At 61.4% G+C, this 14,132-nt stretch carries 11 protein-coding genes; 9 read left to right on the top strand and 2 right to left on the bottom strand.

Features of this window, described 5'->3' with window-relative positions:
- Positions 1–1,799: 1,799 nt before the first annotated feature.
- Positions 1,800–2,951 carry an IS110 family RNA-guided transposase gene (locus AC2JAJ_RS19385; RefSeq protein WP_501053267.1) on the bottom strand — a complete coding sequence of 384 codons (1,152 nt, stop codon included), beginning with the start codon at positions 2,949–2,951 and terminating at the stop codon, positions 1,800–1,802.
- Between the two features lie 796 nt (positions 2,952–3,747).
- On the opposite strand from AC2JAJ_RS19385, the gene AC2JAJ_RS19380 reads away from it, so the two are divergent.
- Positions 3,748–4,821 carry an IS110 family RNA-guided transposase gene (locus AC2JAJ_RS19380; RefSeq protein WP_478223447.1) on the top strand — a complete coding sequence of 358 codons (1,074 nt, stop codon included), beginning with the start codon at positions 3,748–3,750 and terminating at the stop codon, positions 4,819–4,821.
- 175 nt (positions 4,822–4,996) lie between these two features.
- Positions 4,997–5,740: a GAF and ANTAR domain-containing protein gene (locus AC2JAJ_RS19375; protein WP_486414832.1), complete on the top strand. Its 744-nt coding sequence runs from the start codon at positions 4,997–4,999 to the stop codon at positions 5,738–5,740.
- A gap of 86 nt (positions 5,741–5,826) precedes the next feature.
- On the opposite strand, the gene glgX is transcribed toward AC2JAJ_RS19375, so the two are convergent.
- Positions 5,827–7,995 carry a glycogen debranching protein GlgX gene (gene glgX / locus AC2JAJ_RS19370; RefSeq protein ID WP_486416767.1) on the bottom strand — a complete coding sequence of 723 codons (2,169 nt, stop codon included), beginning with the start codon at positions 7,993–7,995 and terminating at the stop codon, positions 5,827–5,829.
- Positions 7,996–8,200: 205 nt separating this feature from the next.
- Between glgX and ftsH the strand changes: the two genes are divergently transcribed.
- The 7 genes from ftsH (at position 8,201) to AC2JAJ_RS19335 (ending at position 13,369) form a co-directional block, all read left to right on the top strand.
- The gene (gene ftsH, locus AC2JAJ_RS19365) at positions 8,201–10,231 is read left to right on the top strand and encodes an ATP-dependent zinc metalloprotease FtsH (RefSeq protein WP_501053266.1); all 2,031 of its coding nucleotides are present in this window, start codon (positions 8,201–8,203) and stop codon (positions 10,229–10,231) included.
- A gap of 135 nt (positions 10,232–10,366) precedes the next feature.
- Positions 10,367–10,669, top strand: a complete 303-nt coding sequence (locus tag AC2JAJ_RS19360; RefSeq protein WP_478221838.1) for an Rv3202a family protein — start codon at positions 10,367–10,369, stop codon at positions 10,667–10,669.
- A gap of 208 nt (positions 10,670–10,877) precedes the next feature.
- Positions 10,878–11,237, top strand: a complete 360-nt coding sequence (locus AC2JAJ_RS19355) for a hypothetical protein (protein ID WP_478221837.1) — start codon at positions 10,878–10,880, stop codon at positions 11,235–11,237.
- Between the two features lie 174 nt (positions 11,238–11,411).
- A complete protein-coding gene (locus AC2JAJ_RS19350) occupies positions 11,412–11,840 on the top strand; it encodes an Hsp20/alpha crystallin family protein (protein WP_478221836.1) in 429 nt (142 codons plus the stop codon).
- 197 nt (positions 11,841–12,037) lie between these two features.
- Positions 12,038–12,358, top strand: coding sequence for a hypothetical protein (locus AC2JAJ_RS19345; protein ID WP_486414834.1), 321 nt, complete (start codon positions 12,038–12,040; stop codon positions 12,356–12,358).
- 41 nt (positions 12,359–12,399) lie between these two features.
- Complete coding sequence (locus AC2JAJ_RS19340; RefSeq protein WP_478221835.1) at positions 12,400–12,636, top strand: hypothetical protein; 237 nt, start codon at positions 12,400–12,402, stop codon at positions 12,634–12,636.
- Between the two features lie 325 nt (positions 12,637–12,961).
- Positions 12,962–13,369, top strand: coding sequence for an Hsp20/alpha crystallin family protein (locus AC2JAJ_RS19335; protein WP_478221834.1), 408 nt, complete (start codon positions 12,962–12,964; stop codon positions 13,367–13,369).
- Positions 13,370–14,132: the final 763 nt, after the last annotated feature.

The following is a 14,132-nucleotide window of genomic DNA, read 5'->3' as shown; positions in this document are numbered from 1 at the left end:
GTCGAACTGCGCATGATCCAACACCTCTTTCAGATTGGTGTTGCGACGTTCGTGAGAAGCTGCCCAGCTTTGAGCTGTGCGGAGGGCTCCACCTGCCCGCCAATGGGCATAACCCGGGGCTAAGAGCTCTGGTCTCCGCTGCGCTGTACCCAGGAGATGGTCCTTCGCTGCGCTCCGGCCTGTAAATGCTTGTTTTTCCCTTACATCTGGCTGGGGTGTTCTCCGTACAAGGCCGCTCATCGTAGCCGGCCGGGGGCCCGACCCATAAACCCACGTACACGGACAATCCCACGCGGTCGCCAGGGCTCCCTTATTTCGCGGGCTTCCCCGCGCACTCTTCGGGGTTGACGGCCCACCCTCGACCGGCTGCGACAGCGGGGGCCTCGCACGGCGGGGCAGGAAGGAGGTGGCTACATGAGCATCGACGAAGCGATCAGGCTCGCGACAGCGGTCGTGAGCTTGATGACAGCTGTCATCGCTCTGCTCTCCACGCGGAACGCGCTCTTAACGAGCAAACGCTCCCGAGCGGCAACTCGGAAGCGTAAGCGTAAAGCAAGGAAGTAGGTGTAGCTACGAACCCGGTGGTCGTAACCGCAAGGCTGCGGCCACCGGCTCCTTCCCAGACTAAGTCCTGTTCAACGATAAGGAAACCATCATGGAGCCTCTGACCATCATCAACTTCGTGCTCTCCCTGGCGGCACTTGGCGCTTCCATCACCGCCTACCGCGCCACCGCCAAGACCCGGAAGGACCAGGAAACGTAAAACGGGCGAGAGGCGGGCCGCAGTCCGTGGGTCCGCCTCTCGGCACTGCCCGCCTGAAGCCAGGCGCGGGGAGCAAAGCGCCCTATTGGGGACGCCCTGGTTTCCGCTGCGCTTCAACCAGTTTGTTGGGCGTCCGCTGGCGCGGCCGGCTGTTGGGTGCAGGGCGCGCCGTCGCAGGGCTCCGGACCCCCTGGACCGGTGTGTCTACGACGATGCTCCTATAGCGGTCAAATCGCCTCTTGGTGCGGCTGGTGGCGCTTGTTTTTGGCAGTGGATCCAGTGGAAGTCGACGTTTCCGGGGGCTGCTGGCAGGGGTGGCTGGGGGACGGCTGCAGAGGGTTGGCCGCGATGCCTACTCCGGGTCGTCAGTCTTGGTTTTCCAGCCTATGGCTGGTGTGTAGGCTGCCACGATGTATCCCGTACCAAAGGACGGTTCGGATTCGGTGGTTCGGCGTAAGGTCGCGCTGCTGCAGCGCAAATCGTGTATAGCGCCCTTGACCTTGGTGATGGCGTCGCTGATATCCGTGGCTTGGACCGTAAAGTACCCTGCCCCGCGCTCGGTTACGTATGTGAGGAAGAACGCCATAGAGGGAAGCTTGGCAGGACCTAGAAATTTTGCATACGGCCCAAAGACCCCTCATGGGCATGGGTTTTGGGACTCGGATGAGACGTTTAGTGGCCTCGTCCTCGGTGTCGCTTGGCCATTTCTTCCAGTGTCACTCTCAGAATTTCTACCTCTAGGCCATGCAGGAGGGGGATGTCATGAACGAAGGCGTCCAGTTCCAAGACGTCAGCGCTTCCTCCTCGTGATATGTACTGAAGCCAGAGGTCCTCAATGGAGAACTCACCTGTTTCGAGGAGACGCAGGGCTGCTGGGCGAGGATCGTATCTTGTCATCTCGACCTTCTAGATGCAGTTGGGCCGTGTGATGTCTTTGCTGGAACGGCATCATGATAGACGATGGACAGCCACTGCTTGACGTCCTTTAAGGCTACGCTCTGACCGGATCTAAGGCCCGGTTCGGTACCCCCCTCCTTTATCCTGGTTGGTCAGCCATTGCCGGTAGTCCGCGGCGAGGGCGTCGTTGCGAATGAGTCCGCGTTCCAGACGAGAAATGATGGATACCCATTGGCCCAGTTCGCCGGCTGACGGTCGTGATGGTCATGCCGAGTTCGGTTCGCATGCGGCGGAGGTCGGAGATGTCCGGTGCAGGCCGGGGGTTGGTGATCTGCCGGTAGATTTCCCTGGCTGCGTAGCGTTTGAGGCAGCGCATGATTTCGCGTTTGCCCTTGCCCTCGGCCGTCCGTTTGACCACGTAATCCTTGGTCCGCTGACACGATCCCATGCGAACCAGCACCAACTGATGTAAAGCGTTATTGGCATTGCGGTCGCCGCCTCTACTGAGCCGGTGGCGCGTTGTCTTGCCGGACGATGCCGGTACCGGCGCGACCCCGACAAGCGAGGCGAATTGGGCTTCGTTGCCCATCCGGTCCGGGTTGTCCCCGAAGGTGATCAACAGCTGACTGGCTACCTCGGTCCCGACTCCTGGGAGATCACAAAGCATCGGAGCGTAGCTATCGAGGATTTCCTTGAGCGCCGCGTCAGCAGCCTCAATTTCCGCTCCCAGTGCTTGGCAACGTGCTGCCAACGCCTTGAGCGTCATAAGGGTCACGTACTCGGGGTCAGCCATGTGCCCCGAAGGTCTCGTGCGCTGCAGGGCAGGAATCAGCGCTGAGGTAGCCAGCGCCCGGTATTTGTCCCGGATCTTATCCGGGGCCGAAACGAGGAGCGCCTTGATCTGGTTAATGGCCGCGGTCCGGGCCTTGATGGCTGACGCGCGCCCGGATCGTATGATCCGCAGGCATTCCACCGGGCCGTCCTTGGCCTTCGGGATCGCCTTCGTCCGCCCCTCAAGCACGGACTTGGCGGCCTGGTAGGCATCCAGGGGATCGGACTTCCCGTTGAGTCGGCGGGCGGCCCGGTTCGGCCGGTTCACCTCCAGCACAGTGAGCCCTTCGCCCCGGAGTGTTCTGGCGAGTTCGGCGCCGTAGGAGCCGGTTCCTTCGACGCCGACGGCGGTGACTGTGCCGTAGGAGGTGATGAAGTCGATGATTTTCCGGTATCCGGATCCCACGGCGAGGAATTCCTTGTCCGCGAGGGGTTTGCCGTGTTCGTTGATGACGGCCACATGGTGTGTGTCTGCGTGGGTATCGATACCCGCGATAACTCTTGTTGGTTCGCTTGCCAAGATGGAATTTGCCCCTCAGTCGCGTCGAATGCTGATTGATCGGGCGCGGGCCAGGTGGGCAGACAAAACGGTAATGGGACTGGTCGTATCAGGCTCCTATGAGGTCATGTCCGCCTGGCTCGACACCCCTTTTAACGGTCCTTGAGCCGGCGGACAGATCGTCGGGAAGACAGTGCCGCCTGGTACGTCAGTTTTTGGCTGGGTCACGCCGGCTCAAGGACTGTTCCAGTATTACCGTTTTTGGCTGCTGTCCTTCGGATTGTACGTGCCCGTTCCGGCCCCTCTAGCCCCTTCGTTCCTCCGGGGCCTGCGGCCCGGGAAGTCTTCTCCGGCGCTCCTTCGTCGCTTATTTCCTCCGAAGATTTCCCGGGTCTTGCCTTGCGGGTAGACGGGCCTGCACGTGCACAGCTCCGCAAGCTTCGCCAGCAGCCAAAAACAACTGTGAGCCTTGCAGTGGTTGGTCTGGGACTAGCTGGCAGTGTTGATGCCGGTCGTTCTGCCTGGTGCGTGACTCGAAAAACAACTTGCCCCTTAGGGTGCGTTTCCCCCGACTTGTCCGCACTGGGTGGAGCGGCCGGCGTTGGCCTGTCCCACGTCGTTGGCTTGATTAGAAGCTTGCCCAACCTTTGCAGGTTGTGGCTCATCACAGTTTTGCCGCGAAGTGACTCTTCCCAGGTTCAATGCCGGCCGTCATGCGGCCGTTCTTGCCCGTTCGAAAGGAAGGAGGGTGGCAGCGTTGACTATCGTTGCTCAGACCCGCCCGTTCGTCATTGGCGTTGACTGTCACGCCCGCACACACACTTACGCCGTCATCGAAGCCAGTACCAAGCGACAAGTCGCGAGCGAGCAGTTCCCGACGACGCCGACGGGGATTTCCCGCGCACTTGCCTGGGCAGCCCGAAGGACAGACGCCGATCTGGCTTGTCTATGGGCGATTGAGGGTGTCGGCACTTATGGGGCACGTCTGGCTAAGGCAATAACCGACGCTGGCTACGATGTCGCCGAAGCTCCACGGATGAACGCCCGGGGTCGCCGGGGGATCGGCAAATCCGACCCGCTGGACGCCGCCGCCATCGGAACCGCTGTCCTGAACTTAGAGGAGTCCCAGCTCCGCACTCCGCGCCGGGATGAAGGAACCCGTGCCGGACTCAGGATCCTGAGCGCATCCCGGGATCAGCTGACCCGGGACCGAACATTGAATGCCAACGCACTCCTCGCCTTACTCCGGACACATGATCTGGGAATCGACGCCCGTAAACCTCTGGTTCCTGCTCAGATCGCGACGATCACCAGATGGCGGGAACGACAGGAACCGATCGAATTATCGATCGCGCGCGAGGAAGCAGTTCGATTGGCCCGCCGCGTTCTCGAAGTGACCACACAGCTGGCTGCGAACCAGAAGCGCATGACAGAGCTGATCCAGCAAAGCCCCGCGGCGCCACTGCTGGAGATGGTGGGCGCCGGGGCTGTCTCAGTGGCTACAGTCCTGACAGCCTGGTCGCATCCGGAAAGGGTTCGCAGCGAAGCTGCCTTCGCCTCACTGGCAGGGGTGAATCCCTTGCCTGCCTCAAGCGGCAACACTGTCCGGCACAGGCTCAACCGGGGCGGTGATAGACGCCTCAACCGAGCCTTGCACACCATAACCATGACCCGGATGGTCCACGACCCCGGAACACGGGAGTACGTCGCCAAACGCACCCAAGAAGGCCGCAGCTACCGCGAAATCCGCAGATCCCTCAAGCGCTACATCGTCCGAATCCTCTACCGCCAACTCAACACCCTTTACGCGGCTGCGGAACCTACCTCATGACGGTTGTGGGTGGGCATTCCCCAGCCCGACCGAGTTGAGGAGCGCACGGGTTTCTCTCGCTGGCAGTCCGAAGGACGTAGCACACTCGGAGGAGCCGGGCATATGGTCATTGCAGTTGCTTTCTCGCGCAGCAAAGGATCGGCATCCGGTCGTGACTAGAGAAGGGGGTAGGGCTATGGGGGAGGAGGAATTGCGTCGTTCCCCGGAGGTCCTGGTTGATCACTTGCAGGATCTTGTCCTGAAAACCGAGGATGTGAAGGAGATGCTGGACGAACTTGCCCAGTTGACTGCCAGGACTCTGAGCGACCCGGCTATTGCCTTTTGCAGCATCATCTTGATTCAGAAGAAGAAGCAGCTGACCATTGCCCGCAGCGATGATAGCGCCGCACTGCTGGACGAAATCCAATACAGGGCAGGCGATGGGCCCTGCCTTTCCGCGATCCGGGAACAGAGAATTGTGCATGTCCCGGACGTGGTGAAGGAGCGCCGGTGGCCAGCTTTCACTGAGGCCGCATATGAAGCGGGAGTACGGTCTTGCTTGTCGGTGCCGCTCGTTCTTGAGGGGGAGGCTAAAGCTGGGTTGAACCTTTACTCCACACGCTCTCGTGGTTTCACTGACGGGGACATCAGCATGGTTGAGTCGTATTCCTACCATGCATCCAAGGCCCTGCGGCTGGCCGTGAAAATCAGCCAGCTCGCTGAGGCCAATGCCAACCTTATGGCGGCATTGGAATCCCGTACCGTTATTGACCTGGCAGCCGGCGCCATCATGGCGCAGAACCGCTGCAACCAGGAGACAGCCATGAAAATCCTTTCCATTGCCTCCAATACGCGGAACATCAAACTCCGTGACATCGCCGCGTCCGTAGTTGAGTCAGTTTCACATGACCCCAGCGTCCGGACGCACTTCGACTCTTAAGAGAACGTCGGTGCGGTGCAGGACGGGTGGTCTGTACTGGGTTCTATTTTCGCCGTAGATCCGGTAGGTTGCCGGGTGCTGTTTTGTCACTTTCGTGGGTTGATGATCGAGGCAACGGAGGCCGCGACGGAGTTGTCGGGTTTCTTCGTTGGTGCTGTATAGGAGCGGAGGACGAGGAGTGATTTCCCGGCGAGTTCCACTGTTTGGTTGGCCTCTATGAGGCCTTGACCGGCCCGTTCTCCTGCAGTGTCGATCAGTGGTTCCCAGGCTTTGGAATAGTCGGTGCCGGGGAGTTTGAAGACGACGGGACTGTCCCCGGAGTTGCAGTAGAGCAGGAAGTGGTGGTCGCGGATGGGCCGGTTGCGGTCGTCGCGGCCTACGGCGTCGCCGTTGTAGAACACGCCCAGCGCGCGTGCGAGGGGGTTGTCCCAGTCTTCGGGGATCATCTCTGAAGCGTCTGTGTTGAGCCACACGATGTCCGGCAGTGGCTGGCCGAGGTTTCGCCGGGTGGGGCGGCCGTTGAAGAACCGGTTGCGGCGGAACGTGGGGTGTTCCCGGCGGAGGGCGCTGACTGCTGCAAGAAACTCGATCAGGGGTTGGTCTGCTTCGTCCCAGTTGATCCAGGACAACGGTGAGTCGTGGCAGTAGGCGTTGTTGTTGCCCTGCTGGCTTCTTCCCTGCTCGTCGCCGTGTACCAACATGGGCACGCCCTGTGAGAGGAAAAGTGTGGCCAGGAAATTGCGTTGCTGCCGGGCGCGCAGGGCCAGGATATCGGGGTCTGTCGTAGGGCCTTCCACGCCGCAGTTCCAGGACCTGTTGGGGGATTCGCCGTCGTTGTTATTTTCCCCGTTGGCTTCGTTGTGTTTTTCGTTATAGGTGACCAGGTCGCGGAGGGTGAAGCCGTCGTGGGCGGTCACAAAGTTGATCGAGGCCACGGGCAGGCGGCCCGAGCTTTCGTAGAGATCGGCCGAACCGGCCAGCCGGGACGCGAATTCGCCGAGGGTGGCCGGCGCCCCGCGCCAGAAGTCGCGGACTGCGTCCCGGTACTTACCGTTCCACTCCGTCCACAGAGGGGGGAAGTTGCCGACCTGGTAGCCGCCGGGTCCGACATCCCATGGTTCGGCGATGAGCTTGACCTGGGAGACCACGGGGTCCTGCTGGACAAGGTCGAAGAAGCTGGAGAGCCGGTCCACTTCGAAGAATTCCCGGGCGAGGGCCGCGGCAAGGTCGAAACGGAAACCATCAACGTGCATTTCCAGCACCCAGTACCGCAGCGAATCCATGAGTAACTGCAGGGCATGCGGGTGGCGGACGTTCAGGGTGTTTCCGGTACCGGTGTAGTCGAGGTAGTGCTGCGGGTCCTGGTCCAGGAGCCGGTAGTACGCCTTGTTGTCGATGCCCTTGAAGGACAGGGTGGGGCCCAGGTTGTTGCCCTCGGCGGTGTGGTTGTAGACAACGTCGAGGATCACCTCGATCCCGGCAGCGTGCAGGGACCGGACCATGGCCTTGAATTCCTGGACCTGCTGCCCTGGGCGGGTGCTTGAGCTGTAATCTTCGTGCGGGGCGAGAAAACCGATGGTGCTGTATCCCCAGTAGTTGTCCAGCCCTTTTTCCTGGAGGACGCTGTCCTGGACGAACTGGTGCACGGGCATGAGTTCGATGGCTGTGGCGCCCAGCTTCTGCAGGTGTTCGATTACGGCGGGGTGGGCGATCCCTGCGTAGGTTCCCCGTTCTTTCTCAGGGACCTCGGGGTGGGTCATGGTCAGGCCCTTGACGTGGGCCTCATAAATCACGGTGTCGTTGTAGGGGGTCTTTGGTGGCCGGTCATGCTGCCAGTCGAAAAAGGGGCTGATGACCACGGAGCGCATCGCATCCGGCGCCGAATCCTGGGCGTTGAAAGACAGAGGATCACCAAAGTTATAGGAGAACATCGACTGGCCCCAGTTGATGGTTCCGCTCATGGCCTTCGCGTACGGGTCCATCAGGAGCTTGTTTACGTTACAGCGCAGGCCCCGGGCCGGGTCGTAGGGGCCGTCCACCCGGTAACCGTACAGCTGCCCGGGCAGGACATGGGGAAGGTAGCAGTGCCAAACGAACCCGTCGACAGCTTCCAGCGGGATCCTTTGCTCGGCCCCGGCATCATCAAACAGGCACAGGTACACCGTCTGGGCGGCTTCACTGAAGAGGGCGAAATTCGTGCCGCTTCCGTCATAGGTGGCACCCAATGGATACGGGCTTCCCCTCCAAACCCCCACGTCCGCCTCCATCTCCGAGAGTGAGACCATCCAACCACACCTGGTCCGTCCGGAAGCCCGTGGCGACATCCACAAATGGCCGGTCCCCCGTCAAGCATGGGGCTTAACAGGTACCGGTGTTGGCGGTATTTTCGTGTTGTCAGCAACCGGTCCGGGCAATGTTCCAGGGCTCCGGGATCGCTGGCCGCGATAGAGCCGAGAGTGGATGCGTTGGGAGTCGCCGGGAGATCCGATGGAGAACGAACGGGCTGGCAGTTCAAGTCCGGAAGCCCTGCGGGGCGCGGAACGGGCAGGTACTGGCCGCAGAAGTGTTCCGTGGCGTGTGGAGGGGCTGGCGGCGAAAGGCAAAGGCGCACCGCCTGATGGCCGCAAACGAAGGTTCACGCCGTGGGTGTGGCTGGCAGTGCTTTATCTGGGGTTCTTTCTGGTGCTCTCTTTTCAGGACGTGGCGTCGGCCCCGGCAGCGGTGCCATATTCCGAGTTCAAGACACAGGTGCAAAACAACAACATTGTGGAGGTTTTCTCCCACGGCGACACCATTGAAGGAAAGCTCCGTAAAGAGCAGGCACTGCCGGGAGCCGACGGGCAAATCTACACGCAGTTCGTGACGGAGCGGCCCACGTTCGCCAGCGATGATCTGCTGAGCGTTTTGGAGGCCAACAAGGTCACGGTGAGGGCAACGCCCCTGGCGCAGGAACGCGGCGTTCTGCTGAACCTCCTGTATTCCGTAGCGCCGGTCGCGTTGTTGGTGCTGTTCTACCTGTGGCTTCTCAGACGCCAGGGCGGCATGCTGGGAATGGGCGGCTTTGGTGGGCTGGCCGGGAAAAAATTCCAGCCAGTGAACCCACAAAATATCCGGGTTACGTTCAAGGACGTGGCCGGGATAGATGAAGTGGAAGCAGAAATTTCAGAAGTAGTGGACTTCCTCAAGGGCCCGGAGAAGTATCAGGCCATCGGTGCCCGGCCACCCAAGGGTGTCCTGCTGAGCGGACCCCCGGGAACCGGGAAGACACTGCTGGCGCGGGCAACTGCCGGAGAGGCCGGGGTGCCCTTCTTTCACGTCAGCTCGTCCGAGTTCATTGAAATGGTTGTGGGAGTAGGCGCCAGCCGGGTGCGTGAACTTTTCCAGGCCGCACGGGAGGCTACGCCCTCAATCATCTTCATCGATGAGATTGACGCCATCGGCCGGAAACGGGGTGGTTCCCTGGCCGTTGGCGGACACGATGAGCGGGAGCAGACCCTGAACCAGATCCTGACGGAAATGGACGGCTTCTCATCCTCCGAGGGAGTCGTTGTCCTGGCCGCCACCAACCGTCCCGATGTACTGGACCCGGCGCTGCTGCGGCCCGGGCGGTTCGACCGGTCCATCACCGTCCACGCTCCCGACCAGGCGGGCCGCCTGCAGATCCTCATAGTGCAGGCCCGTAACGTCAAGCTTGACGTCGGCGTTGATCTGGACCTGCTCGCCCGTGCTACGCCCGGCATGACCGGGGCGGAACTGGCCAACCTGGTCAACGAGGCCGCGCTCCTTGCCGTCAAACGGAAGAACCCGGCGGTGACCGAGCGGGACCTGTTCGACGCATTGGAAAAGGTCCAGCTGGGCACCGTACGGAACGTCGTGATGCCCGCGGACGAACGCCGGCGAACCGCCTACCACGAGTCCGGCCACGCCCTCCTGGGCATGCTCGAAGAAGGGGCCGACCCCGTCCGGAAAATCTCCATCATTCCCCGCGGACGCGCTCTGGGCGTCACCCTTTCAACCCCCGATACAGACCGCTACGGATATGACGAGAACTACCTTCGAGGAAAGATCGTGGGAGCCTTGGGCGGCATGGCAGCAGAACGGCTCGTTTTCGGCGTGGTGACCAGCGGAGCTGAAAGCGACCTGCAAAACAGCACCCACCTGGCCAGGATGATGGTCGGCCGCTGGGGAATGTCCCCAAGGATCGGACCAGTCCAGATCCTGCCCGAAGAAGGCGACCCCCGCTCCCTGGGCATCTCCGAAGGAATGCTGGACATCCTCGCCGAGGAGGTGCGCGCCCTCATCGACCAGTGCTACGAACGTGCCCTGAGACTGCTGGGGGAAAACCGGTGGCGCCTGGAATCACTCGTCGAGCAGCTGCTGGCCAGGGAAACACTGAACGAAGCCGAAATTTACGCGGCCGCAGGACTTCAGCGCCGCACCGACACCGGAAGCCCAAAGCAAGAAGACAACCATGCAAAACCGGCGCTCTGATCACCTTCACAGCACCCAACATGCCCACCGGATTTCCCGGCAGTTACCAAGGTGCTGCAAAAAACCTGGACACAAGAGCGCTTTGTTGGCTGTCTTTGCACCCGAGCGCCACCAGATCCTGACAGGAGGAAGAGAATGAACATCGGAGCACAGCCGGAACCGTCCGGCGAAACGCCCGAAGCCGACGCTTTTGAACAACAGCTTCCCGTCCTACCCGAAGGGCCCGAAGAACCCGTCCCGGCCCCGCTGCCCCCGGAGGCCTCGGAAGCCGACGCCATCGAGCAGCGCAGAGACGTGCTGCCCGGCAGGCCAGGTCCTGCCCGGGCTGCTGACGATGCAGGGCTCAAGGCAGCGGAAGCAGATCTGATCGAACAAGCCGAGGCGCCCCCCGTGGACGACGAGGACGATTACCCGGACTCACGCCAGGAACCGTACTAAAACCTAACCCGCAAAGGACTGTACAGGCCTGAGCCCTGGAACTGTTGGGGTAAACCCGGCACATGGGCGGAGGTCTGGGCCTGGATGGAGTGAGCACAACGCGTGGTGGAAGGCCGGAGGCGGCTGCGACTGGAACGCAATTCCCGGGTGCGGTCACAACGCAGGGGCGTCCAGCCCGCGCAAGGGGAGGATCACATGGAGGAGAGCAATGAATAGCGGGGAAGGAAGGCCCATCGCCTACACGGCACTGACGAAAGGGACGCCGGTCATCTCCCGCTCGGGACGGCGTTTCGGAACAGTGCACCAGGTAGTGGACGACCCGGCGGGAAATATTCTGCACGGAATCGTCGTGGCCACGAAGGAGGGGCGCCGTTTCGTGGGCAGGGATCTCATCCTGAAGATGACCACCACCCAGGTCCAATGCTCCCTCAGCGATGAGGACGTTGATGCTCTGCCCCCCATCCGGCGGCCCCGACGGCGCTTTGCCCTGAGCCTGCCCCGGCGAAGCGCCGGCACCGGCATGTTCCAACAGAAAGGAAACGCACCGGGCCCGCCCCCATGCAGGTAGAAGCAGCTATCACTTGAGCATGGGGCGGGGATCCACTGCTGAATCGGCGCTCCCCCTTGCCTGTTATCCCTTCAAAAAGCCAGCAATGACTCTTGCAAACCTCTACTACCGGTGCTAAAAAATCTATATCAGTGGATATAGATCCGGTCACATGTTGATCCGAGGAGGTATGTCATGTTGATGATGAGTGATCCGTTCCGTCAGTTCGACCGGCTGACGCAGCAGGTACTGGGCACTGCTGCCCGCCCAGCGGCCATGGCCATGGACGCGTGGCGTGAGGACAACCAGTTCGTGGTCGCCGTTGACTTGCCCGGTGTCGACCCTGAATCCATTGACGTAAACGTCGAGCAGAACGTCCTGACCATCCGGGCCGAACGCAAGGAAACGCTCGGAGAAGGGGTGGAACTCATTGCTGCTGAGCGCCCCCGTGGCGTCTTCAGCCGGCAACTGCTCTTGGGCGAAACGCTGGACACAGAAAATGTGAAGGCGGGCTACGACGGCGGTGTCCTCACGGTCCGGATTCCAGTGGCGGAGAAGGCCCAGCCCCGGAAGATCGAAGTGACGGCCGGAACGGGCGGCCAGCAGCAGCAAATTAACGCCTGAAACACCGGGAAGCATGCCGCGCCCCACGGCGGCTTTCGGGCAGGGCTGGCATTTTTCCACCCGTGACGGTCCCCGGTCCCCGCGACCCGGGGACCGTCCCCACCCGCTCCTGGCCCGCATCGGAGTGATGCGCAGCCTGGTGCCGACGCTTCCCACTATGCGGTGCAGCCTGAAACCAGGCGATCGGAGGTGACAGCATGGCCATTCAGTACATGGACGACGGCTTCGCCCCGCATGTGGATCGGGGATTCGCCACAGCAAAGACACGGCTTGAGCCGAGCAGGCTTAGCTTTCACCAGGACGACGAAACCGAAAAGCACGCCCGCGCCATGGTCGAACATATCCTCGCCCTGGAAGCAGAGCGCGTCCCCGCCGTTACAGCCGAACTTTTTGCCGAAGCGGTTGCCGTGGCGAACGCCGTTCGACAAGCCCAGGGAAGAGGACCCGTTACATCGTTCCGTGCCCGCGACTTCTGGGAAGTCCTGAAGGATCTGATCGACAGTGTTCTGGAACAATAGCCACTCACCCTCGACCACCGCACGAAGGGGGAGGTATCGACATGGAAGCAGAACTTGAACAGCTCCGGTCGCTGGCCCGCGTGATCGTGGTCGCCGAAGCCGCCCTCGACGCCGCCTATGCCGCGCTGCGGACTTCTGCCTCAGCACTGCTGGCAAGCGGATCCGGGTCCCTTTCCGAGGTCGGCGAAGCATCAGGACTCCCTGAAGGCGAACTCCTGGACATGCTCACCTCGGACGGCAACAACGTCCTCGAACAAATGTTTCCGGAGGAGGCCTGATCAAAGGACCGGGCAGTTCCCATGAAGGCATCTGATGAAGAACGCGGACACGGCGGAACCTGCAAGGTTGCCAGGTCCCCGGGCAACGCCGGGCACGGCCGGACCAACGCGAAGCTCCAGCGCCCACCGGCGCTGCAGCTCTCAGTTTCAATCCGGCGGTGCCCTGAAGCGCATTCCACACCACAGTGTCTTGCCACCCCAAAACCGGCAGGGCCGGAGGCGGGTGACGTGCCCAGGCAGGGCACATTTGCGGGTCCTGTCCCGCACGAACCCAGGGGCTGGCCCCCAACTGAACCGAACAATCACGATAGAGAGGAGCAGCACAATGAACAACCTCGTCCGGCGTACCGGCGCCGACCTCGCCGAACCCCTTCGCCGCTTTTTCGAAGGAGATCTCGACAACTGGTTGCGCACCGAGGAGTACCGGGAAGACAAAACGCTCGTGATTAAAGCCGAGGTTCCCGGCATTGACCCGAACAAGGACATTGACATCACAGTGATCGGAGACCAACTGCGGATCAATGTCACAAGGGAAGAAAAATCCGAGCAATCGGGCAAGGAAGGCTACCGCTCGGAGTTCCGCTACGGCACGTTCTCCCGTAGCCTCCCGCTGCCGGAAGGCGCGGACCAAAACGATGTTAAAGCAACCTACACCGACGGCATTCTCGAAGTCCGCGTCCCCCTGCCCGAACAGACAACCCAAAAGCGGAAAATCCAGATCACACGTGGATAACCCGTCCGATGCGCATAGCACCGCTTCAGGTGGTCAGCCAGGGGCACCAAGCGCCGGGCTACCACCTGAAGCTTCCCCGGCAGCCACCGCTGGGGCTGTGGCGGAAATCCAACATGAAATCCCCAGCACGAACGCTCTCCGGCCATCTTCCGCGCCCGCCTGGTCGCAGAAGCGATTTCGAGGTGAAGCTGTTGATAGATGTGCTGTGCTGTGACCCTTGCCGCGCAGCGTCAGACGGTGAGAGAGGCCGGAAGCGGCGCGCGAGTCAAGCTCCCGGGAACCCGGCTGCAGGGGTAGAACTTAGGGCTTCACAGATACTGAAAGTGGTAGTCCAGCCAGGTAAATCTGCTTTGGGTTCTTTCCCCAGCACACGCCGGACAGTAGTTGTGGCTGCATCCGGAGAAGCAAAGGATCCGGAAAGTGCCCGGACGAGGGTACCGGCACGCTTCACACTCCGGAATGCCCTCCAGGAACATCCTCACCCGTTTTCGACGGATGATGTCCTCAACCAGCAATCTGCCTTCCTGATGTAAATCCACGGCGAGCTCAGCTCTTTCCACAGAATATAAGCCCCCTCTCATTGACCTGTCCCCGTCCAACCGTCAACGACCGCAGAAGCTGGGTGTCACTGGATCTGCACATCTTTGGATCTTCCTTTAACATCCCCTTCGCTTATTGTCCCCAGCCACAGATCATGAAAACAGGGGCCAGATGGAGCTTCTCATTCCAAGCTGATCAGCCCTCACCTTCTTCTTAGATGCCC

Source organism: Arthrobacter sp. MOO21 (genome assembly GCF_057369995.2).
The sequence above is the reverse complement of the archived record's forward strand: the minus strand, read 5'-3'. Positions and strand labels throughout refer to the sequence as shown.